This is a genomic window from Streptococcus sp. KHUD_018 (assembly GCF_054861215.1).
The window spans coordinates 1,587,890-1,609,465 of sequence record NZ_CM142176.1; the positions used below are offsets into that span (position 1 = coordinate 1,587,890).

Below are 21,576 nucleotides of genomic sequence, written 5' to 3' on the forward strand. Positions count from 1 at the left end.
GATGCTGAAGCTGATTCGCTTGCACTTACTGATGCTGAAGCTGATTGACTTGCACTTACTGATGCTGAAGCTGATTGGCTTGCAGATACAGACGCTGAAGTTGATTCGCTTGCACTTACTGATGCTGAAGTTGATTCGCTTGCACTTACTGATGCTGAAGCTGATTGACTTGCACTTACTGATGCTGAAGCTGATTCACTTGCAGATACAGACGCTGAAGTTGATTCGCTTGCACTTACTGATGCTGAAGCTGATTGGCTTGCAGATACAGACGCTGAAGCTGATTCACTTGCAGATACTGATGCTGAAGTTGATTCGCTTGAGCTTACTGATGCGCTAGCTGATTCACTTGCAGATACTGATGCTGAAGCTGATTCACTTGCAGATACTGATGCTGAAGTTGATTCGCTTGAGCTTACTGATGCGCTAGCTGATTCACTTGCACTTACTGATGCTGAAGCTGATTGACTTGCACTTACTGATGCTGAAGCTGATTGGCTTGCAGATACAGACGCTGAAGTTGATTCGCTTGAGCTTACTGATGCGCTAGCTGATTCACTTGCTGATACTGATGCTGAAGCTGATTCGCTTGCACTTACTGATGCTGAAGCTGATTGACTTGCACTTACTGATGCTGAAGCTGATTCGCTTGCAGATACAGACGCTGAAGTTGATTCGCTTGAGCTTACTGATGCGCTAGCTGATTGGCTAGCTGATACTGATGCTGAAGCTGATTCGCTTGCAGATACAGACGCTGAAGCTGATTCACTTGCAGATACTGATGCTGAAGTTGATTCGCTTGAGCTTACTGATGCGCTAGCTGATTGACTTGCTGATACTGATGCTGAAGCTGATTCGCTTGCAGATACAGACGCTGAAGCTGATTCGCTTGCAGATACAGACGCTGAAGCTGATTCACTTGCAGATACTGATGCTGAAGTTGATTCGCTTGAGCTTACTGATGCGCTAGCTGATTCACTTGCACTTACTGATGCTGAAGCTGATTGACTTGCACTTACTGATGCTGAAGCTGATTGGCTTGCAGATACAGACGCTGAAGTTGATTCGCTTGAGCTTACTGATGCGCTAGCTGATTCACTTGCTGATACTGATGCTGAAGCTGATTCGCTTGCACTTACTGATGCTGAAGCTGATTGACTTGCACTTACTGATGCTGAAGCTGATTCGCTTGCAGATACAGACGCTGAAGTTGATTCGCTTGCACTTACTGATGCTGAAGTTGATTCGCTTGCACTTACTGATGCTGAAGCTGATTGGCTAGCTGATACTGATGCTGAAGCTGATTCGCTTGCACTTACTGATGCTGAAGCTGATTGACTTGCACTTACTGATGCTGAAGCTGATTGGCTTGCAGATACAGACGCTGAAGTTGATTCGCTTGCACTTACTGATGCTGAAGTTGATTCGCTTGCACTTACTGATGCTGAAGCTGATTGACTTGCACTTACTGATGCTGAAGCTGATTCACTTGCAGATACAGACGCTGAAGTTGATTCGCTTGCACTTACTGATGCTGAAGCTGATTGGCTTGCAGATACAGACGCTGAAGCTGATTCACTTGCAGATACTGATGCTGAAGTTGATTCGCTTGAGCTTACTGATGCGCTAGCTGATTCACTTGCAGATACTGATGCTGAAGCTGATTCACTTGCAGATACTGATGCTGAAGTTGATTCGCTTGAGCTTACTGATGCGCTAGCTGATTGACTTGCTGATACTGATGCTGAAGCTGATTCACTTGCAGATACAGACGCTGAAGCTGATTCGCTTGCAGATACAGACGCTGAAGCTGATTGGCTTGCACTTACAGACGCTGAAGCTGATTGGCTAGCTGATACTGATGCTGAAGCTGATTCGCTTGCAGATACAGACGCTGAAGCTGATTCACTTGCAGATACTGATGCTGAAGTTGATTCGCTTGAGCTTACTGATGCGCTAGCTGATTGACTTGCTGATACTGATGCTGAAGCTGATTCGCTTGCAGATACAGACGCTGAAGCTGATTCGCTTGCAGATACAGACGCTGAAGCTGATTCACTTGCAGATACTGATGCTGAAGTTGATTCGCTTGAGCTTACTGATGCGCTAGCTGATTCACTTGCACTTACTGATGCTGAAGCTGATTGACTTGCACTTACTGATGCTGAAGCTGATTGGCTTGCAGATACAGACGCTGAAGTTGATTCGCTTGAGCTTACTGATGCGCTAGCTGATTCACTTGCTGATACTGATGCTGAAGCTGATTCGCTTGCACTTACTGATGCTGAAGCTGATTGACTTGCACTTACTGATGCTGAAGCTGATTGGCTTGCAGATACAGACGCTGAAGTTGATTCGCTTGCACTTACTGATGCTGAAGTTGATTCGCTTGCACTTACTGATGCTGAAGCTGATTGGCTAGCTGATACTGATGCTGAAGCTGATTCGCTTGCACTTACTGATGCTGAAGCTGATTGACTTGCACTTACTGATGCTGAAGCTGATTGACTTGCACTTACTGATGCTGAAGCTGATTGGCTTGCAGATACAGACGCTGAAGTTGATTCGCTTGCACTTACTGATGCTGAAGTTGATTCGCTTGCACTTACTGATGCTGAAGCTGATTCACTTGCTGATACTGATGCTGAAGCTGATTGACTTGCGCTTACTGATGTTGAAGCACTTTGACTTGCACTTACAGAAGCTGAAGCGGATTGACTAGCTGATACAGACGCTGAGTCGCTTGCACTTACAGATGCTGAAGCGGATTGACTAGCTGATACAGATGCTGATTGGCTTGCACTTACAGATGCGCTTGCTGATTGACTAGCTGATACAGACGCTGAGTCGCTTGCACTTACAGATGCTGAAGCGGATTGACTAGCTGATACAGATGCTGATTGGCTTGCACTGATGCTTGCACTTACAGATGCTGATGCGCTTTGGCTCGCACTAATTGACGCAGACTGGCTCGCGCTTGCTGAGATAGAAGCTGAGTTCTGGTTGTTAGATGCTGAAGCTGAAGCACTTTGGCTTGAGCTTGCAGATGCTGATGCGCTTTGGCTTGCACTTACAGATGCGCTTGCTGATTGGCTAGCTGATACAGACGCTGAGTCGCTTGCACTTACAGATGCTGAAGCGGATTGACTAGCTGATACAGATGCTGATTGGCTTGCACTGATGCTTGCACTTACAGATGCTGATGCGCTTTGGCTCGCACTAATTGACGCAGACTGGCTCGCGCTTGCTGAGATAGAAGCTGAGTTCTGGTTGTTAGATGCTGAAGCTGAAGCACTTTGGCTTGAGCTTGCAGATGCTGATGCGCTTTGGCTTGCACTTACAGATGCGCTTGCTGATTGGCTAGCTGATACAGACGCTGAGTCGCTTGCACTTACAGATGCTGAAGCGGATTGACTAGCTGATACAGATGCTGATTGGCTTGCACTGATGCTTGCACTTACAGATGCTGATGCGCTTTGGCTCGCACTAATTGACGCAGACTGGCTCGCGCTTGCTGAGATAGAAGCTGAGTTCTGGTTGTTAGATGCTGAAGCTGAGGCACTTTGGCTTGCGCTTACTGATGTTGAAGCACTTTGACTTGCACTTACAGAAGCTGAAGCGGATTGACTAGCTGATACAGACGCTGAGTCGCTTGCACTTACAGATGCTGAAGCGGATTGACTAGCTGATACAGATGCTGATTGGCTTGCACTGATGCTTGCACTTACAGATGCTGATGCGCTTTGGCTCGCACTAATTGACGCAGACTGGCTCGCGCTTGCTGAGATAGAAGCTGAGTTCTGGTTGTTAGATGCTGAAGCTGAAGCACTTTGGCTTGAGCTTGCAGATGCTGATGCGCTTTGGTTTGCACTTACAGATGCGCTTGCTGATTGGCTAGCTGATACAGACGCTGAGTCGCTTGCACTTACAGATGCTGAAGCGGATTGGCTAGCTGATACAGATGCTGATTGGCTTGCACTGATGCTTGCACTTACAGATGCTGATGCGCTTTGGCTCGCACTAATTGACGCAGACTGGCTCGCGCTTGCTGAGATAGAAGCTGAGTTCTGGTTGTTAGATGCTGAAGCTGAGGCACTTTGGCTAGCACTTACAGATGCTGAAGTACTTTGACTTGCTGATACTGATGCGCTTGCTGATTGACTTGCACTTACAGATGCTGAGTGGCTTGCGCTTGCTGAAGCACTTTGGCTAGCATTTGCTGAGCTTGATGCTGATTGGCTAGCACTGATACTTGCTGATACAGATGCTGATGCGCTTTGGCTTGCACTAATTGACGCAGACTGGCTCGCGCTTGCTGAGATAGAAGCTGAGTTCTGGTTGTTAGATGCTGAAGCTGAGGCACTTTGGCTAGCACTTACAGATGCTGAAGTACTTTGACTTGCTGATACTGATGCGCTTGCTGATTGACTTGCACTTACAGATGCTGAGTGGCTTGCGCTTGCTGAAGCACTTTGGCTAGCATTTGCTGAGCTTGATGCTGATTGGCTAGCACTGATACTTGCTGATACAGATGCTGATGCGCTTTGGCTCGCACTAATTGACGCAGACTGGCTCGCGCTTGCTGAGATAGAAGCTGAGTTCTGGTTGTTAGATGCTGAAGCTGAGGCACTTTGGCTAGCACTTACAGATGCTGAAGTACTTTGACTTGCTGATACTGATGCGCTTGCTGATTGACTTGCACTTACAGATGCTGAGTGGCTTGCGCTTGCTGAAGCACTTTGGCTAGCATTTGCTGAGCTTGATGCTGATTGGCTAGCACTGATACTTGCTGATACAGATGCTGATGCGCTTTGGCTCGCACTAATTGACGCAGAGTGGCTCGCGCTTGCTGAGATAGAAGCTGAGTTCTGGTTGTTAGATGCTGAAGCTGAAGCTGATTGGCTTGAGCTTACAGATGCTGAAGCTGATTGACTTGCAGATACTGAGGCTGAAGCTGATTGGCTTGCTGATACAGATGCTGAGTGACTTGCACTTACTGATGCTGAAGCCGATTGACTTGCGCTTACTGATGCACTTACGCTTGCACTTGCTGAAGCACTTTGGCTTGCTGTTGCTGAGCTTGATGCTGATTGGCTTGAGCTTACTGATGCTGAAGCTGAGCGACTTGAGCTTACGCTCGCTGATGCTGAACGACTTGAGCTTACACTTGCTGAAGCTGAACGGCTTGCACTAAGCGATGCACTCGCTGAAGCACTCGCTGAACGGCTTGAACTTACAGAAGCTGACGCTGAGCGACTTGCGCTAAGTGAGGCACTCGCTGAAGCACTTGCTGAACGGCTTGAACTTACAGAAGCTGACGCTGAGCGACTTGCGCTAAGTGAGGCACTCGCTGAAGCACTTGCTGAACGGCTTGAGCTTACTGATGCTGAAGCTGAGCGACTTGCGCTAAGTGAGGCACTCGCTGAAGCACTTGCTGAACGGCTTGAGCTTACAGAAGCTGATGCTGAGCGACTTGCGCTAAGTGATGCGCTGGCTGAAGCACTGGCCGAACGGCTTGAACTTACGCTCGCTGAGGCTGAGCGACTCGCACTAGTTGATGCACTCGCTGAACGGCTTGAACTTGCAGAAGCTGATGCTGAACGACTTGCGCTAAGTGAGGCACTCGCTGAGGCTGAAGCTGATTGGTTTGCACTTACTGATGCTGAAGCACTTTGACTTGCACTTACTGATGCACTTACGCTCGCACTCGCTGAACTTGATACTGATTGGCTAGCACTGATGCTTGCTGAGTGGGATTGATATGCGCTAAGTGAGGCACTCGCTGAAGCACTGGCCGACAGTGACTGTTGCTTACTTGTTGAAACAGACTTGCTACCAGCATCACTGATGTTCAGGCTAAAGTTTCTCAAAGGTTGATAATCCCCAACAGAACCGTATTCTCTACGAGCAAGGTAAAACGGAAGCTCAGTTTTCGCATTCGGTCCAGGCGTTTGGACAGTACCAGTAATACGAGCTATAACCCTATTAGGTCCAGATTGCGTAAACGTAGTCGTTATCCCCAATGCATGAGTAGGTCTCATATCATTGGTTACCAGTGCTAAGTACTGCGGATGGATAGGTGCCCCTTCAATCACTACTGAGTAATCAATTCTTTGACCTGGTTCAACTGTAACATGTCCTGGTCCACTTATGATTGTAGCACCGCGCGAATAAGTGATATTTCCTTGTCGGTTTAGATTTCCTGCTTGACGGAAACCTGAGTAACCTTCTTTTGGTGCAGTAGTTACTTGCTTATCTGCTGCTTGGTCTTTCTCAGCTTGCTTGGTTGTATCCTTACCTTGGGCTTGGTTCTTATCCGCTACAACACCAGCTGCGATATTATTGCTTGTTGTTGTTGCTTGACTTGTGCTAAGAGCTGCACTTACCAAACTTTGGTTAGCACTGCCTGATACAAGACTTGCCGCAGGGTTGACCTTATGGTTGAGCGATGCAGAAGCTGAGGTAGACACAGAAGCCTGCGCTGATGGTTCGCTAACAGCTGATGTACTCTCAACTACAGATGCAGGCGCTTGAGCGCTCGCTGACTCTGATGGTGTAGAGCTTGCTGAGGCAGATGCTTTTGCACTTGCTGAGGCTGATACAGGAGCTGATGTTAATTGACTCGCTGACTCAGATGCTGGAGCAGTTGACTGACCTGCTGATGTTGAAGCACTTGCAGATGCTGACTGACTTGCTGAAACTGACTGACTTGCTGAGGTAGATTGACTGACTGAAGCTGACTGACTCGCACTCGCTTGAGCCTCAACAGATTGACTGACTGATACAGAAGCTGAGGCAGATGTTTGTTCTGCTTGAGCTTTCTTTACTTCTGCTTGCGCTTGAGCAATGATTGAGTTAGTACTTGTTTCAGTTGTTTCAGCTGCTTTTGGTTCAGCAGCGATGACTGTTTTATCCTTTTCTGCATACTCAGATGTTTCATCCGCATAAACAGTTTGCTCTTGAGTCATCACAAATCCTGCAGCCCCCGCGGCCAGGATTCCCCCTATACCCGCTAGCGTGTTAAAACTAAGGTGTGCGTGATCAAGTTCTTCAGTGTCTGACAGGGTACTAGAGACAACTTCACCCATCCCACCGATACGGAAGAGATCCAATTGAGAGTTCGAGGCTTTTACCCAGTTTTTACCCGACTTGTAAAGCTTATAACGCTTTTTCTCATCTACGATCTCGAAATCTTTGTTAAATTTTTTACTTCGAAACATTTGATTCCTTTCTTTTATCCAAATGCGACCCTTTGTTAACCTCATGATCATTAACAAAGTGTAGTTGCGCTGCCCTCTCAAAACCAAAGCTAATAAAAGCCGCAGTCAGTCTCAGTTTTTATCCCTTTGACTCAGAAAAAGCAGATTCCATCTGGGATATACCAGTTGCTTTTATCTAGTATATACCATTTATCATTTTACCAAAACGGCTCCTCCTTTTCAAGCATTTATGCTCGAAATGACCAATGAAAACGCCTAATTTTTATCTAAAATTCGCTTTTAAGTTTCAAATTATTGAAAACGTTTTATTAACTTTCGAAATCCCTCCCCCCTTTCACACTAGTTCAATTAGAGAGAGACAAAAAACCTTGACGAGCAAATCGTCAAGGTTCGTCTGTTCTAGAGACCTCCTCCATCCAGAAAAAATCCTAGAAAAAGCGTCCCAACTGCATGAGTAGCGTGACCAAAAGGGTGACGAGAAAGAGAACTCCGCCCAACACAGCAATCATGCTAAAATCTTGCTTCTCCCTTTTTAGGGGTTTCTTTCGATTATCTAGCTGTTCTCGTATATGTTCTTGTAAAATTCCATTGTCCTTGTTAGACATGTGCTCCTCCTTTTCTGTTGATAGAAAGGAACTTGCTTTCATCGAAAGCAAGCCCTTGTCTTATTAGCTTATAAAATTGCCTTGTAGGCTTCCAGATCAGCCTGATTCGCCGCCTGTTTTTGCTTAGCAAGAGCTGCCTCCATCTCAGACGGAAGAGAGAGAACTCCCTGAATCTTGCCTACCATGGCTGATACATTTTCCACCGGATAAATGTGGCTTTCTGCAACGAAACGATGATTGTGACAAGTCGTCTCAAAACTGAGAATCAGCATATTATTCTCAAAAGCTGTTCGACTACCATTGAGAATTTCATCACTGATATTGATATCCAGATACAAGTCACACCGAGCAAAAAGTTCATTCACCTTAGCTGGACGAATATTAGGGTAGAGGGAAATATTCGGATAGCGATTTAATTCCATCAAACGACTTGACATCTCAGTAATCGCTCCAATATGGAAATGAACATTTGGTAATTGAGTCAAAAGTGACTCAATTTGCTCGATTTGGTCACTATTCGTCAGGATCAAGGCTTCTGGATTCATATTATTGAGGCGATGGTATTGATAGAGATAACCGACATTGCGGAAGTAAGTTTTCTCTTTTGGTGTCGCAAGCTTGAGGATTTTATCATAAACTTGCTTATCCTGTACTGCAATACGGATGTTGCGATGAGGCAACTGCATCGCTGCTTTCATATTACCCGGCAACTCCTCTCCAATCGGCTCCTGCCAGAAGAGAATATCCTCTGCTCGTCCTTCTTTTGGAGTCAGACCAACGGCTACTAAAAATGGTGTTGCTAGAGAATTGTAGATAATGCGATCTGTATCATATCCACGATATCGCAAGTAAAAGATTACAAACTCTTGCTTAGAATTGAAAATATGGCGTTTTCCATCAAGAGTTAAGACAATATTCTCTGTTAGATGATTTTCCATAATCACCGTTACGTTATCTTGATTAAAGTAACGTGTATGAGTTGGACGTTGGGCATCATCATAGGTAATCTGCGCAAAGAGACGTCCCTTGCGATTGTAAATGTCCGCAGCACGTACACGGCCTTGATCATCCAACCACTCGACTGCACGCACGCGACGTTCGTGTGTTGGCTGACGGTAAAAGATATTGGCACGTTTCTTACCCATATCTAAGATTTCGCCATTAACATTACTCGAGCGGATTTCCCACAAATGAGGCTTTGGAACAAGGTTAAAATAAAGAGGTAGATCGTCCTCTGAAGCCACATCTCCAGTAAAGTAACTGTAAGGCGACTCAACATCAGGTGCCAGGTAGCCATCGTCTCGGATCACGACAACAGGGCAGTCTAGCCCAGCTGTCTTAAGTGAACGTAACAAATCAAAACTCGCTTGATCATAGCGTTCAAATAAACAAATCATAGTGTTTATGCCTTTCTTTTCGAATCCCTACTGATGCTGTGCAGATTGAACAAGATCATACCAACGCTGGGCGATATGTTCATCAAGATATGGTTCTGCCACCTCGTAGGACACACGGGATAAATCTTCTTGGGAATGTTGAGTAAATAGCTGGACAATCTTTTTTGCATATTCCGTTGTCATTGCATCCAAATCATCTGGACGCGCCTCAGGAATCAAGTAGCCATTTTCTCCATCACGGATAAAGGTTGGATTTCCATAACGTACATCAAAACCAATAATTGGCAGACCAGAGCCAACCGCTTCTAACAAGGTCAAACCAAATCCTTCACTTGTGGAGGCAGAGAGGTAAGCAGAGTAATTTCGATAAACATCTGCCATGTGGTGATGCCCCATCAGACGGATATACTCTTCTGCATTTAACTCACGAATCAACTGCTCCAACATAGCTCTTTCACCACCTGTACCATAGATATCAAAAGTGATTTCAGGTAATTGCTCATGTGCCTTCACCACAGAGTGAATCAGCCAATCAATATGCTTTTCACTTGCCAAGCGCGAAGCTGTAATCAATCCAAACGGCTTACGCTCTCCTTCTGGATGACGCAATTGATCCAAACTTCCCACCGGAATAGTCAAGATTTCCTTTGGTTTGATGGTTGTATATTGAGCAAATTGTTCTTTGAGTAGGTTCGTTTGCGCATCGGTCGAGTTAATGATATAGTCCACTTCGTCAGCATATTCGAACTGATACTCATAATAGTTATTCCATAAAATATAGTCTTTCTCAGCAGGATTTTCACTAAAGTGGTCTGCATGAACGATTACGACTAGCTTTGCATCGCCCTTGTTAGCAAAGATAGCTTGACCGATATCTGTCTCTCGGTCTAAGATCAATAAATCTTTGTCCGTCAGAGACAAACTTCTTATAAAATGTGCGACAAATTCTTGCTTAGAATAGAAAACATGATTTGGGAAACGATAGACTTGCGTCTCCTGTCTACCATCGACTTCATTGATGATTTCCTCATAAGCCACACTGCCATCTTCATTGAGCCAGGTACGTTGATATAATTGCGCATGACCATTCATCGGACTAAAATACTCGATAAAATTCTTCGTATAAGTATAGTACTCTTTTTGAATCAAACAACCACGCGAAACAATTTCAGCGCGCTCAATCAACTCTTTGTCCATATCACAGGCATAGCAAGTCACAAAATCACCATCACCAAATACAAGTCGAATCGTCTTCATATTGGTGTCTCGGATAATTTCGAGGGGCTCTTTATCGAAACTCGCTAAGACCTGTGCTAGCGTATAAGTCGTCGGTGCAATTTTAACATCTGTAAAATACTGATAAAGCCAGATAACCTCAGAATCTTCAAAGCCAATATTCTTTGTCAAATGTTCAATGTTATCAGCAGATATAAAATCCATAAAGATGAACTTCGCTTCTAAACCAACACTACGAAGCAATTTTGCACGGTAGATCTGTGCATATTCTACACCGCTACTCGCCCAACCAATCCCCAAATTGATGTTATAAATTGTCATATTTGATTATCCTCTTACAAAAAGTTATCTCGTTTAATTCTCGAAAGACGTTTGATTCTCTTGCCCTTATCATCATCTAACTTATCTTCGTCTTTCTTTTTAGTTTTTGCGCGACGTGAAGTGATATAACTGACAGAGATGGTACTATCTGTTCCTGTTTTTGCAAGGGGTTGTTCGAGATGGGCTTTCTCTCTCTCAGGCACCACCTCTTCTTTCTCCTTAGCAACTTCTTCTGGTCTATCAAGTTCTTTACGTAATTCTTGAATTTTTTTGATATCTTTTGGTTTGCCATCGATATCATCCAGTTCTAGAAAATCATCAATTCGACTAATAATATTTTTAATTTTTTCTTTTTGTAAATTATATAATCTCTCTGCCTCTGCCCGTTTTTTTGTCAGAGTATCGATTTCTTCGAGAATAGATTCTCTCGTATCCAGGTAGTCTTTTTGTGCCTTTTCTAAAACTTCTTTAGCTTCTTTTTCAGCCTTATCATGAGCTTCAATAACAAGAGATTTGGCATAAATGACTGCTTCACCGATCTCTTTTTCTTGATTCTTCATAGAGTCGATTTTTTTACGTAGGGACTCGATTTTTTCATTCTTCTTTTGAATTTCACGATCGAACCCTTCCTCTAATGCTTCGATACAATCTTCGACTTCCTTAGCACGGTAGTTACCGAACAATGTTTTCTTAAGTCTCATTTTGCTCCCTCTATTCCTTACTTATTCTGATTTACACCACTACCCCTCATTGTAGCATAAAATAGCGTAAATTGCTATTCTTTTCTAAGCTCCAAATAAGGAAAATATCCTGAAGCGCTATCAAGCAAAACCCGAACTTAGCTTAAAGCTCATCCAATTCTAAAAAATGTCTGATCTATCAATCAGACATTTTCAAAAGTAAAAACATGAACGCTACTTTTAAACCAGAAAGAATTCGAGTTAGGACTTCCTATTTTAAAAATTTAGTTCCGTAAAAGTAAGTGGTGTATAGCCAAGTAATTCCACACCATCATACTCGACTGTTTTCACGATCTCTTGGATGTTCGTTTTCAGCTCTTCAGTTGCTACGCTATTTGAATCATCCAAGACCACATCATCTTCCACGACGAAGAGTGGTTTTTGGTAACGATCGTAAAGATTATTCATCACGAGACGAAGTCCCACAGAATCAATGCGATTTTGATTTTGGCCATTACTTGCATATTTGTTGATAAAAACTTCTTGGGAATTGCTTGATGCATAATAACTGAAGCTGACAAAGTCAATTTTCCCATCTCTTAGGACAAAGAGGTCGTCATTTTCAATATCCAAGGCGATTTGATCACGTTCCAAACGACGCAAAAAGTGATTTGGGTAGTATCCACGAACTTGCACGTCTGTAAACAAATAATTTTCCCTATCTTTGACTTCTGCTTCCATTACATCAATAGCATTTTCGGTTTGCTGACTGTAATTTTTACTAACAACCATCATCCCACCAAACTGAAACTCTGGGTTGATTGTTTTTCCGAGCTTGATTGCACGTGCAGAAGCAACTAATTGATAATGAGCTGCTTGCCAAATCACCTGTTCTTGATTGTCATCTGCTCCAAAAGACAATCCCCCACCAAGAAACGGTAAATGGTGCAAAACGTTGAACTCATTGAAGGTAATCCAATACTTCACTTTGTCCTTAAAGTACTGAAAGACAGCTTCTGCGTAACGTTCAAAGAGTTCGATCATCTTGCGACTTCTCCAAGCTCCATATTTTTCGTATAGATTCAGCGGAAGGTCAAAGTGACTCAAGGTCACAATCGGTTCGATATCTTTTTCTAATACGTCATCAATGATTGCTTCATAATACTTCAACCCCTCTTCACTCGGCTGCAACTCTTCACCACTTGGAAAGATACGTGCCCAAGAGATCGAGATTCTATAGGCATTAAAACCCATTGATTGAATCAAATTCAGCTCTTCCATATAATCTCTCTGACCTGCTGAAGCAAATCTCCCTAGGATATCATAGGATCCTAAAGGTACATTTTTGTAGTCAACTGTTCCATTCAAAACTTCTATCCGAGATTGGTTAACTGGTAGTACATCTGTAGTACCCAAACCTTTGTTACTATTTAACATCATATTTCTAATCATAGTGACTCCTTTTGATTTTTATTATTTCTATTTAATGATTGCAAGTTCCATTTAGGATGATTTCTCATCTTCCTTTTTTTGAGTAATAGCAGCCAAACCAGACAATTCACTTGCAACATTTCTTAAGTCACGTGCTAGGGGCTGCGAACCTGGTTTGAGTAGGTGGTAGAGTTGGCGTTCTGTCATCCTTAAATTTGTACCATTTGATTCTGAATAGTGAGACAGATGTTTCAGAGAGGCTTGCAAATCTACATTCTTTATTGATTCTTCTCTATTTTCAGACTCCTGTTGCTCCTCAACAATATGTGCTTGAGACGATCCTTCTTCAGAAATTTCAGGTGTCATCACTTCTTGCACTTTTTGCTGGTGAGTTAGAGGACTCATATCTAGTTCAGAGAGGCTCTTATACAGACGCTCCGAAGTATGCAAGTCATGCGCGAATACTTCTGTCTCCGCCGCACTCTGTCTATAGGAGCCGAATTCTGATTCTAGCATACTATAGGATTGAGATAGAGATGCTTTCCTGAAACTCACCGAATCAGCTACACTCTGACTTTGACTTAAGGATTCAGATATTTGTTGGCTTTGACTTAAGGATTCAGACTCACTGAGATAGAGGATTTCGCTAAGACTTATCGACTCGGACTCTGAAAGTAGATGAGAAATCATCTCACTCAAGGAAAGAGACTCAGAAAGGGATTCCCACTCGCTCTGGCTCAGACTATAGAACTCGGACTCGGAGATACTCCGACTCGCTTGCTCTGATTCGGAATAACTCCACCACTCTGCTTCTGAAACGCTTTGGGATTCGGATACGGATTCCCACTCGCTCTGGCTCAGGCTATAGAACTCGGACTCGGAGACACTCTGACTCGCTTGCTCGGATTCGGAATAACTCCACCACTCTGCTTCTGAAACGCTTTGGGATTCGGATATGGATTCCCACTCGCTCTGGCTCAGACTATAGAACTCGGACTCGGAGATACTCTGACTCGCTTGTTCTGATTCGGAATAACTCCACCACTCTGCTTCTGAAACGCTTTGGGATTCGGATATGGATTCCCACTCGCTCTGGCTCAGACTATAGAACTCGGACTCGGAGATACTCTGACTCGCTTGTTCTGATTCGGAATAACTCCACCACTCTGCTTCTGAAACGCTTTGGGATTCGGATATGGATTCCCACTCGCTCTGGCTCAGACTATAGAACTCGGACTCGAAGATACTCTGACTCGCTTGTTCTGATTCGGAATAACTCCACCACTCTGCTTCTGAAACGCTTTGGGATTCGGATACGGATTCCCACTCACTCTGGCTCAGGCTATAGAACTCGGACTCGGAGATACTCTGACTCGCTTGCTCTGATTCGGAATAACTCCACCACTCTGCTTCTGAAACGCTTTGGGATTCGGATATGGATTCCCACTCGCTCTGGCTCAGACTATAGAACTCGGACTCGGAGATACTCTGACTCGCTTGCTCTGATTCACTAAAGGAAAGGGACTCTGAGTATGCAATATTTTCACTCAAAGAGAATGTGTCCGTTGTCAAATGCTCAGAAATAGAGAGGCTATCAGCCAAGGAAAGGGATTCAGATTCTGATTCTGAAGAAGAGACCGCTAATGAGTAGTTCTCAGACATGGACTCTCGAAGCGAGAATCCTTTTGCTGATATACTCTGGCTAAACGACTCACTGTACGAATCTGCGACAGAAAGACTGAGGGAAGCTAAAGCGCTCGTTGACAAACTCTGACTAACATTCCTTATCAAGTCAGCTACCCCCAAACTGTTCCTTTCCTGAAAGTCTTCTAGGGCTTCCATGACAGAAACTGATTCTGTTGGCAACTCGAGATCTTCACTAGCACTCAGAATAATTTCCTTTTGCTCTTTGAATTTTCGACTAACGGGCTTTGATTTAGCTGCATCCAGGCTACGGTAATCACTATCTTCCCTACCCTTTTGCTTAAACTTTGATATCAAACGTTTAAATCCCCTTAGCTCTTTGTTATTATTTTTACTCATAATATGATTTTCTCCAAAAATACAGTTATATCATCATTATAAAGTCTACAACAGAATCTGTCAAAGTATTAGCCAAAGAAAACTTCTAACTTCCCAGAAGGCTTAATATTAATATAACTCAATGCCATATTTTTTATAATGTTTAGATTTATATCTGCATTCATTCTTTTGTATGATTTAAAAGCTTCTTTATGAAACTCAAAGACAGGATTTTTTTGGGCATACCCTTGACTAGACACCAAACCTTGAAATTGCTGTAAATAGTCAACCTGCTCAACCCAACAGTCATCTATCGCTCTCAAAACCACAGTTCGTTGAAATTGATTGAACAACTCTGCATCCTTGATTTTATCTTTTTTCTGCTGGTACTCTGAAACAAGGAGGTCTGATAGAAACTTTTTAACTTGCCGTAAATCCGTAACATCTAGATCATCTGGAATATCCTCGCAGTAATAACTAATGTTATCCAAAACAAAGCGAAACAAATCCGCCCGCTCTTTAAACGGTGTTTTACTTGTATAAATGTCCACTGCATCCGATAGAGTAGACAAGAAATAGGTCAAATCAAAGTCTGGATGGGAGATGAGCTTATTCCGCTTATTGTAGATAATCTGTCGCTGAATACGGATGCTTTCATCATATTGTTCCGTTGAACGTCTGGAAGCTGCTGACGCGTTATCACTATTCTTCTGAGCTTCTTCAACCGCATGTCTAATACGACGAGAGGTCAAATGAATCTTTTGCTTTTCCTCTGGTTTTGCAATTTCTTTATGATAGTACTCACTAATCCATTTGCTACCAGACTTGGAAATAAGATCATCCTCAAGAGAAATAAAGAATTTGCTCAATCCTGGAGCGCCTTGTCGTCCGGCACGACCGCGAAGCTGCAAATCCACTCGCTCACTGGACATTCTCTCTGTTCCAACAACAGCGAGCCCGCCTAACTCAGCAACACCTTCTTCCAAGATAATATCTGTTCCACGACCTGCCATTGATGTTGCTACCGTCACTGCAGAACGTCTACCAGCCAGTGCGATCATCTCAGCCTCTTTCGCTACATTATGGGCGTTCAACACATTATGGGCGATTCCCTCTTGGAGTAAGAGCATAGAATAAATCTCAGACATTCCAACCGAGCCTGTCGCAATTAAAACTGGCTGGCCTTTTTTATGTAATTTTTTGATATACTCCAACGAAGCATATAATTTTTGAGGAATCGTGAGATAGATTTCATCTGGATAATCAATTCGTAAATTGGGTTTTCGTGTAGGAACAACTACGACTCCCAAGTCGTAAACGTCTCTGAACTCCTCCTCACAAACTTTACCAGTACCCGTCATTCCTGCTAATTTTGGAAACATTCTAAATAAATTTTGATAGGTAATAGAGGCCATCGAACGCGTTTCCAATGTGATTTTCACACGTTCTCTGGCTTCTAGCGCTTGGTGCAATCCTGATTGGAGTTTATTTCCTTCCAAGAGACGTCCTGTCGCCTCATCCATCAGTTTAACTTCGCCATTATCCACCGTGTACTGACGATCTTTTTCAAATAAGTGGTTGGCTCTCAAAGCTAGGTTAATTTGGCGAATGAGCTGGTAATTATCTGGATCATAGGCATTCTGAACGCGGAAATAAACCTCTGCTTCCTTTACTCCTTTTCTCGTCAACCATACAGACGTCCGAGTGGAGTCTAAATTAAAATCTTCCCCTTCCTTTAGAGTTTTCACAAACTCATCACACGAAAGAAAGAGATTGGATTGAACTCGAGGAGAACCTGAAATGATTAGGGGCATCTGAGCACTATCTAGCAAGGCTGCATCTACTTCATCGACCAAACAAAAATAAAATTTTGGCAAAAACTTCTTTGATTGAGATGTCGCCAAGTTTTCTTCTAGGTAATCAAACCCTAACGCACTATGTGTTGTATAGACGATATCACTCTTATAGATTTGTTGTTTTTGAGGAATTTTAAGTTTTTTTGCCGGATCGTCCGAGACACCCACTCCAACTGTCATTCCTAAAAATCGAAAAACAGGTGCCATTTGTTTAGCATCACGCGCCGCCAAATATTCATTGGCCGTGACTAAGATCGTACTTTTTCCTGTCAAGGCATTTAGGTATAAAGGAAGGATAGCTGTCAAGGTTTTTCCTTCCCCTGTTCTCATTTCTGCAATCTGATTGTCTTGCATAACCAAGGCCCCTAAAACCTGAACATCATAAGGATATAATCCTAATACACGCTTGGCTGCCTCACGAATGGTTGCATATGCTTCTGGCAAAATGGACTGCAAACTTTCTCCTCCAGAAAGGCGTTCTTTAAACCATTTTGTCTGAGCTTGCAGTTTCTCATTTGACATAGCTGCATAACTATCAGATAGTTTATTAACCTTCTCCAAAATCTTTTTGTAACGCATTAGTTTATAGGAGTTGGTCAAATTGAATCGTTTAGTTTTCATTCTCTCTCATCCACTCTTCAATCTTTTCCAAGTCAATCGCTTGAAGTAGGAATGACTTATCTAATAAATATTCAATGTTTGCTAGTTCACGTGGTCTAGTCTTCAAGTTCGCATATTCCTTAACTTTTGTCGGATTAAATTGCTGCAGCAATAATTCTTTAAAAATAGGCGGATTTACTCGATTACGGTAACGTTCCAGCAAGCGTTGATAATCTAGTTCACTTAAAAACTCATCCGTCACAAGAGCGTATGAATTTCCAAATTGTTTGGAGTAATGTAGGGCCGCAATATTAGAAATCGCTCCGTAACCAACAAAAGCCACTTTTTCAAAAAGATGCTCTTGCGCTAATTCTTCAATCGTTTCAAGCAAGGTTTCGTAAAAACGTTCCTCCATATACAGGAGTGCTTCTCTATAAGACGAATTAACAATCAGTACATTTGAGAAATGCTCACGAACATGTTCTGGGATAAAACCTGTTCGATTGAGTTCGGGTTCAGTAAAGCAGACATACATCGTCTCTTTTTCGGAATCCTGATGAAGCAAATCAGATATCCAGTAGCGATCCACTGTATAATCCGCTAACTGCTCCTCAGCAACATAAATCCCTTCAAACAGGAAGCGATGACAACCCGAGCTGACTAACTGCACCTTATAATATTGTGTATTATCTGGAACGCATACGCTCACATTCTCTCCCTGTTTAATAATTTGATTCGAAATTTCTTCATCTCGAGCATCCATAAATTCAACTTTTAAGTATGTTGAATTTTCTGGGACGGTTTCTATATGACTGCCAAAGATATAGTTTTGTCCACGTTTCAATTCAGGAAGCTGACTCGTATTGCGTAAAGCCTGATAGTTTGCCCGTGAGTGCCATTCATGAATAACTGTCCCCGAAGGCATGAACTGGTTTTCATACAAAACATGACCACCGTCTAACAGTCTGACAGATGAACCGTATAGATACTGAGATACGCTTTGGATATCCCAATAAGCAAAATAGACTTCTTCCTTGTATCTCACGATTTAAACTCCCTTTCAAAACTATTCATTAATAGCGTTTTATATTGATTAAAGAACCATTCAACAATACCTTGTGTATCATCGTTGTGTCGTCCAGTCAACCCTTTACTAATAACGCTGACGCGGTAATCTCGCTGTCCTAACTCATCCAGCATATCAGGGTAGGCAGACATATCATAGTCATCTTGATACATAAAGGAGATAATGAATTTTGTTTTTGAGAAATCAGCTGACTCAAAAGCCGTCCAAAAACGTTCGTTAAGATGAGCTGTAGCTTCACTTGATAACTCCCCTATTGTACGATACACCAAATCCAGTGACGTTGGAAATCCTCCCGGACGAATAGTTGACTCATTTTCTGCCATATCTCCTAAGTTAACAAGAGGTTTTCCGACAATGACGGCATGAGGTTCCAACTTAGAACTATAGTAAAGGGCTCCAAAAGTTCCCATTGATAAACCTGACAAGGTCAGTTGTTCCTTCGTAAAACCAAGTTCATCTAAGCAGTTATGAACCACTTGGAGAAGTTTTTGTTCTAGCTCCTCCGACCCAAGATAGAAAGCACCCCCCTCTGAACGCGGATCCCCTACCAGTAAGAATGGCGATCCCAAATTATTCATCATCCAGTATCCCTCAAATCCCTCTGCGGGACGATACCCTGAAAAATAGATGTTCAACGGTGGTTTCAAATCTCCTGGATGGAAAAAATAAATCAGCTCTTCTCGATTCTTGTCGCTAATTCTTTTTCCTCCGACTAACAAGTCTCCATAACCTAGATGGGAGTCTCGATAGTGGCAGGGACCAAGTTTTACAATCCCTTGTCCCTTTGCTTGAATGCTGATACTCAAATAATAAGAATCATTTACATCTAACGTCAGAGACCGATCAAAACTCGTTTCATCATAAATCCATTCTTGCATGGGAGAATTTCCAGCAGGAAAACCTTTAACAACGTAGCGGATCGAACAACCTTCTGAAACTCTGAACTCAGGCCACAAATCTAAGGGCATCTCCCCACTCAGAAAAATATTATGTTGATAGGTCGCAATGGTCTGGTAATCCTCACCATATTGGCCACACAAACGAAGGTAGTTTGTCCCTTCATAACTGATTTGACCCTCAAAAGATGGTGCAGCGACTAGATGATTAACACTTAGTTTCGTTCCATTTTGTTTAGAGAAAAAACCACGTGAAAATATATGTAGCATCTGCTCTGGATTTTCAAAATTTGTTTTCACAGCCTTTTTCCGCAAAAGAAATCGTTCCAATGTTTTCGTAGTGATTCGACAACGCTCATGATAGAACAGACGGTAAACCTGAATTTTCTGATCCAAGATAGTGACATACTCTAAATATTCAGCGGTATCTACCAACACGACATCAAACGGTTTATCTACTTTTTTCTTCTTTTTTTTCCCGTTTTCCGCCTCAGCCTCTCTATTTAAGATCCCGATATCTTCTGGCAATAAAGAAACGATGTCTTCTGGTTTGACAAATGTCCATTTTATATTACTAGGAATTTCATATTGCTCCTGCCAATTTTCATCAGCAATTTGCAAAACACTAATTTTTTTCATTTCCTTTTAATTCCTTTATGGTATTTTTCCACATATCGACAATCTCACCCCTTGTGTACTGTTCAATCTTCTTGACTGAGTGAACTAGAGATTGATTCCAATGTTCTAAGTTTGTGAGGTAGTATAAGAGTGCCTCTTTAAAATCTGAAATATCCTCTAGAATCCAACCATTTTCTCCATGCTTCACATAAGAAGAACTATACAAGTTAACCTGAGGGATCCCTCCACTAATGCCAGCGATTTGAGTCAACACATCAGCTGGAGTCCCCAAATCTAGTATAATACGAACGTACTTCAGAACTTTAATCAAATCGATGTCGCTATGAATAGTCTCAATATCAATCCGTTCGCGAGCAATCCCCTCTTCATCATCAAGAACTCGGTTCTCACCTCTCGCTCTTTTCTCTTTATCAACAAAAATCAATTCTTGTTCATATTCTGGCTTAAGTGATAGATAGCTTTCTAGCACCTGTTTTATATAGGCCTCTCGACCAAAATCCTGACTTTGTGTTCCGACCAGTAAGTCAATCCATTCATTTTTTAACATCATTTCAAACAAAGTCGTAAACACATATTGAATTTGATCTGCTGGTAGATTGTCGTAATTGACGTAAACAATTAACTCTTTTTTCCTTTGACTATGCCCTAGGTTTAGATGAGTATCATAAGGTGGAATCTCATAAAAGTCCGGCAACTGTTCTAAATCCACATTAGCTGCTATCGTTTCAATTTTATTTAAACTATCCACAACGAAGAACGGCGTGTCTGTCAAATCCGTTAACAGCTGCTCTTGGTTTGTGATTGGATAGCGATCTCCAAAAAAAGACAAAATAACATGATGATTTTCCTTAATCTTTTGGAAAAAGTGATTGTGCTGCACATCTGACGAAATCACAATCGTATCATCCTTCGTTAGCGCAGAAGTTAGATATTGATCTAATTTTTCATTGATCAATTCTTCAATATCTTGGTAAACTTCTTTTGCAAATGTAGCCTGTGCCTCAGGGTTGATAAGTACTTGATGATTTTCTGTACCCAAAAATTCCCTAAACTGCCATGTACCTTGTAAATTTAAATAATCTTGGTAGTAAGGCTGATCATTTTCAAAATAGATGATACTTGAAACAAATCCACGATCATCAAAAATTAACTGATGATTTGTCTGCCCACCCTCAAAATAAGTAATATCAAAGAAATTACCTGTTTGTGAAAAGTTAATTTTAGCATAGTGCTCTTGATTTAAATATACCTCAATCATAAAAGGAGTATAGAAGAATTCTACTCCTTGAGGCCATTTAATATCTTCCAGACGAATTTTACGTACAGATACATCCGTCAGACCTTGTATGGTATCAAATAGATTCCATACAGTTTCTGGCGATATTCTTTGCTGATAAAGAAAGGTTCGAATATGTGGTGAATAGTTCAAAATCAGAGTGGTATTTGCCTCTCCTGATTGCTGAAACATTCGCAGCAAATTCACCGCATCATCAAACATCATATTTTTAGACACGTAATAGAAAGGCAGAGTGGTAGAATACCATTTCCGATCTTGTCTATACCAAGATGGTACAAAGTAAAACATA

General features: G+C 42.4%; 22 protein-coding genes and 2 pseudogenes. 12 read left to right on the forward strand and 12 right to left on the reverse strand.

The window, feature by feature from the left end; genetic code table 11:
• Window position 1: 1 nt before the first annotated feature.
• The 12 genes from ACVBD2_RS08015 (at window position 2) to ACVBD2_RS08070 (ending at window position 4,131) form a co-directional block, all read left to right on the forward strand.
• On the forward strand, window positions 2–340 hold the full coding sequence (locus ACVBD2_RS08015) for a hypothetical protein (protein ID WP_461685562.1): 339 nt from the start codon (window positions 2–4) through the stop codon (window positions 338–340).
• 231 nt (window positions 341–571) lie between these two features.
• A complete protein-coding gene (locus ACVBD2_RS08020) occupies window positions 572–700 on the forward strand; it encodes a hypothetical protein (RefSeq protein ID WP_461685559.1) in 129 nt (42 codons plus the stop codon).
• Window positions 701–841: 141 nt separating this feature from the next.
• Window positions 842–970 carry a hypothetical protein gene (locus tag ACVBD2_RS08025; protein WP_461685560.1) on the forward strand — a complete coding sequence of 43 codons (129 nt, stop codon included), beginning with the start codon at window positions 842–844 and terminating at the stop codon, window positions 968–970.
• A gap of 141 nt (window positions 971–1,111) precedes the next feature.
• On the forward strand, window positions 1,112–1,282 hold the full coding sequence (locus tag ACVBD2_RS08030) for a hypothetical protein (RefSeq protein WP_461685561.1): 171 nt from the start codon (window positions 1,112–1,114) through the stop codon (window positions 1,280–1,282).
• Between the two features lie 9 nt (window positions 1,283–1,291).
• A complete protein-coding gene (locus tag ACVBD2_RS08035) occupies window positions 1,292–1,630 on the forward strand; it encodes a hypothetical protein (protein WP_461685562.1) in 339 nt (112 codons plus the stop codon).
• 351 nt (window positions 1,631–1,981) lie between these two features.
• The gene (locus tag ACVBD2_RS08040) at window positions 1,982–2,110 is read left to right on the forward strand and encodes a hypothetical protein (protein WP_461685560.1); all 129 of its coding nucleotides are present in this window, start codon (window positions 1,982–1,984) and stop codon (window positions 2,108–2,110) included.
• Window positions 2,111–2,251: 141 nt separating this feature from the next.
• Window positions 2,252–2,422: a hypothetical protein gene (locus tag ACVBD2_RS08045; protein WP_461685563.1), complete on the forward strand. Its 171-nt coding sequence runs from the start codon at window positions 2,252–2,254 to the stop codon at window positions 2,420–2,422.
• Between the two features lie 9 nt (window positions 2,423–2,431).
• Window positions 2,432–2,722 (forward strand): hypothetical protein, encoded by a 291-nt coding sequence (locus ACVBD2_RS08050; protein ID WP_461685564.1) that lies wholly within the window; start codon window positions 2,432–2,434, stop codon window positions 2,720–2,722.
• Window positions 2,723–2,913: 191 nt separating this feature from the next.
• Window positions 2,914–3,147: an aminotransferase class-IV gene (locus ACVBD2_RS08055; RefSeq protein ID WP_461685565.1), complete on the forward strand. Its 234-nt coding sequence runs from the start codon at window positions 2,914–2,916 to the stop codon at window positions 3,145–3,147.
• Between the two features lie 33 nt (window positions 3,148–3,180).
• Window positions 3,181–3,414 (forward strand): aminotransferase class-IV, encoded by a 234-nt coding sequence (locus ACVBD2_RS08060; protein WP_461685565.1) that lies wholly within the window; start codon window positions 3,181–3,183, stop codon window positions 3,412–3,414.
• Window positions 3,415–3,447: 33 nt separating this feature from the next.
• Window positions 3,448–3,597: a hypothetical protein gene (locus ACVBD2_RS08065; protein ID WP_232234249.1), complete on the forward strand. Its 150-nt coding sequence runs from the start codon at window positions 3,448–3,450 to the stop codon at window positions 3,595–3,597.
• A 117-nt stretch (window positions 3,598–3,714) separates the two neighbouring features.
• Window positions 3,715–4,131, forward strand: coding sequence for a hypothetical protein (locus tag ACVBD2_RS08070; RefSeq protein WP_461685566.1), 417 nt, complete (start codon window positions 3,715–3,717; stop codon window positions 4,129–4,131).
• Between the two features lie 224 nt (window positions 4,132–4,355).
• Here the strand turns inward: ACVBD2_RS08070 and ACVBD2_RS08075 are convergent.
• The 12 genes and pseudogenes from ACVBD2_RS08075 to asp1 form a co-directional block, all read right to left on the reverse strand.
• Window positions 4,356–5,804 (reverse strand): annotated as a pseudogene (locus ACVBD2_RS08075) (hypothetical protein); the annotation flags it as partial.
• 1,275 nt (window positions 5,805–7,079) lie between these two features.
• Window positions 7,080–7,271: pseudogene (locus ACVBD2_RS08080) on the reverse strand (KxYKxGKxW signal peptide domain-containing protein); the annotation flags it as partial.
• A 377-nt stretch (window positions 7,272–7,648) separates the two neighbouring features.
• Entirely contained in the window at window positions 7,649–7,825 is a 177-nt protein-coding gene (locus ACVBD2_RS08085) for an XRE family transcriptional regulator (protein ID WP_084945370.1), read from the reverse strand.
• 68 nt (window positions 7,826–7,893) lie between these two features.
• Window positions 7,894–9,222 (reverse strand): accessory Sec system glycosylation chaperone GtfB, encoded by a 1,329-nt coding sequence (gene gtfB / locus ACVBD2_RS08090; protein WP_461685567.1) that lies wholly within the window; start codon window positions 9,220–9,222, stop codon window positions 7,894–7,896.
• Window positions 9,223–9,249: 27 nt separating this feature from the next.
• On the reverse strand, window positions 9,250–10,779 hold the full coding sequence (gene gtfA / locus ACVBD2_RS08095; RefSeq protein WP_461685568.1) for an accessory Sec system glycosyltransferase GtfA: 1,530 nt from the start codon (window positions 10,777–10,779) through the stop codon (window positions 9,250–9,252).
• A 14-nt stretch (window positions 10,780–10,793) separates the two neighbouring features.
• Window positions 10,794–11,480: a hypothetical protein gene (locus ACVBD2_RS08100; protein ID WP_461685569.1), complete on the reverse strand. Its 687-nt coding sequence runs from the start codon at window positions 11,478–11,480 to the stop codon at window positions 10,794–10,796.
• Between the two features lie 255 nt (window positions 11,481–11,735).
• The gene (locus ACVBD2_RS08105) at window positions 11,736–12,911 is read right to left on the reverse strand and encodes a family 1 glycosylhydrolase (RefSeq protein WP_461685570.1); all 1,176 of its coding nucleotides are present in this window, start codon (window positions 12,909–12,911) and stop codon (window positions 11,736–11,738) included.
• 51 nt (window positions 12,912–12,962) lie between these two features.
• On the reverse strand, window positions 12,963–14,933 hold the full coding sequence (locus tag ACVBD2_RS08110) for a hypothetical protein (protein WP_461685571.1): 1,971 nt from the start codon (window positions 14,931–14,933) through the stop codon (window positions 12,963–12,965).
• 68 nt (window positions 14,934–15,001) lie between these two features.
• Window positions 15,002–17,389, reverse strand: a complete 2,388-nt coding sequence (secA2, locus tag ACVBD2_RS08115; RefSeq protein WP_461685572.1) for an accessory Sec system translocase SecA2 — start codon at window positions 17,387–17,389, stop codon at window positions 15,002–15,004.
• Window positions 17,379–18,413, reverse strand: a complete 1,035-nt coding sequence (gene asp3, locus ACVBD2_RS08120; protein WP_461685573.1) for an accessory Sec system protein Asp3 — start codon at window positions 18,411–18,413, stop codon at window positions 17,379–17,381. The genes secA2 and asp3 overlap by 11 nt, the downstream gene beginning before the upstream one ends.
• Window positions 18,410–19,990, reverse strand: a complete 1,581-nt coding sequence (asp2, locus tag ACVBD2_RS08125; RefSeq protein ID WP_461685574.1) for an accessory Sec system protein Asp2 — start codon at window positions 19,988–19,990, stop codon at window positions 18,410–18,412. Before asp2 ends, asp3 begins: the two co-directional genes overlap by 4 nt.
• Entirely contained in the window at window positions 19,977–21,575 is a 1,599-nt protein-coding gene (asp1, locus tag ACVBD2_RS08130; RefSeq protein WP_461685575.1) for an accessory Sec system protein Asp1, read from the reverse strand. The genes asp2 and asp1 overlap by 14 nt, the downstream gene beginning before the upstream one ends.
• Window position 21,576 lies beyond the last annotated feature (1 nt).

Coding starts and splice junctions, on each gene's coding strand:
- ACVBD2_RS08025 (WP_461685560.1), top strand. CDS start 842: ATGCTGAAGCTGATTCGCTTGCAGATACAGACGCTGAAGCTGATTCGC.
- ACVBD2_RS08085 (WP_084945370.1), bottom strand. CDS start 7,825: ATGTCTAACAAGGACAATGGAATTTTACAAGAACATATACGAGAACAG.
- ACVBD2_RS08035 (WP_461685562.1), top strand. CDS start 1,292: ATGCTGAAGCTGATTCGCTTGCACTTACTGATGCTGAAGCTGATTGAC.
- ACVBD2_RS08030 (WP_461685561.1), top strand. CDS start 1,112: ATGCTGAAGCTGATTCGCTTGCACTTACTGATGCTGAAGCTGATTGAC.
- gtfA (WP_461685568.1), bottom strand. CDS start 10,779: ATGACAATTTATAACATCAATTTGGGGATTGGTTGGGCGAGTAGCGGT.
- ACVBD2_RS08015 (WP_461685562.1), top strand. CDS start 2: ATGCTGAAGCTGATTCGCTTGCACTTACTGATGCTGAAGCTGATTGAC.
- asp1 (WP_461685575.1), bottom strand. CDS start 21,575: ATGTTTTACTTTGTACCATCTTGGTATAGACAAGATCGGAAATGGTAT.
- ACVBD2_RS08065 (WP_232234249.1), top strand. CDS start 3,448: ATGCTTGCACTTACAGATGCTGATGCGCTTTGGCTCGCACTAATTGAC.
- ACVBD2_RS08050 (WP_461685564.1), top strand. CDS start 2,432: ATGCTGAAGCTGATTCGCTTGCACTTACTGATGCTGAAGCTGATTGAC.
- ACVBD2_RS08045 (WP_461685563.1), top strand. CDS start 2,252: ATGCTGAAGCTGATTCGCTTGCACTTACTGATGCTGAAGCTGATTGAC.
- gtfB (WP_461685567.1), bottom strand. CDS start 9,222: ATGATTTGTTTATTTGAACGCTATGATCAAGCGAGTTTTGATTTGTTA.
- asp2 (WP_461685574.1), bottom strand. CDS start 19,990: ATGAAAAAAATTAGTGTTTTGCAAATTGCTGATGAAAATTGGCAGGAG.
- ACVBD2_RS08040 (WP_461685560.1), top strand. CDS start 1,982: ATGCTGAAGCTGATTCGCTTGCAGATACAGACGCTGAAGCTGATTCGC.
- ACVBD2_RS08105 (WP_461685570.1), bottom strand. CDS start 12,911: ATGATTAGAAATATGATGTTAAATAGTAACAAAGGTTTGGGTACTACA.
- ACVBD2_RS08100 (WP_461685569.1), bottom strand. CDS start 11,480: ATGAGACTTAAGAAAACATTGTTCGGTAACTACCGTGCTAAGGAAGTC.
- ACVBD2_RS08070 (WP_461685566.1), top strand. CDS start 3,715: ATGCTTGCACTTACAGATGCTGATGCGCTTTGGCTCGCACTAATTGAC.
- secA2 (WP_461685572.1), bottom strand. CDS start 17,389: ATGAAAACTAAACGATTCAATTTGACCAACTCCTATAAACTAATGCGT.
- ACVBD2_RS08060 (WP_461685565.1), top strand. CDS start 3,181: ATGCTTGCACTTACAGATGCTGATGCGCTTTGGCTCGCACTAATTGAC.
- ACVBD2_RS08020 (WP_461685559.1), top strand. CDS start 572: ATGCTGAAGCTGATTCGCTTGCACTTACTGATGCTGAAGCTGATTGAC.
- ACVBD2_RS08055 (WP_461685565.1), top strand. CDS start 2,914: ATGCTTGCACTTACAGATGCTGATGCGCTTTGGCTCGCACTAATTGAC.
- ACVBD2_RS08110 (WP_461685571.1), bottom strand. CDS start 14,933: ATGAGTAAAAATAATAACAAAGAGCTAAGGGGATTTAAACGTTTGATA.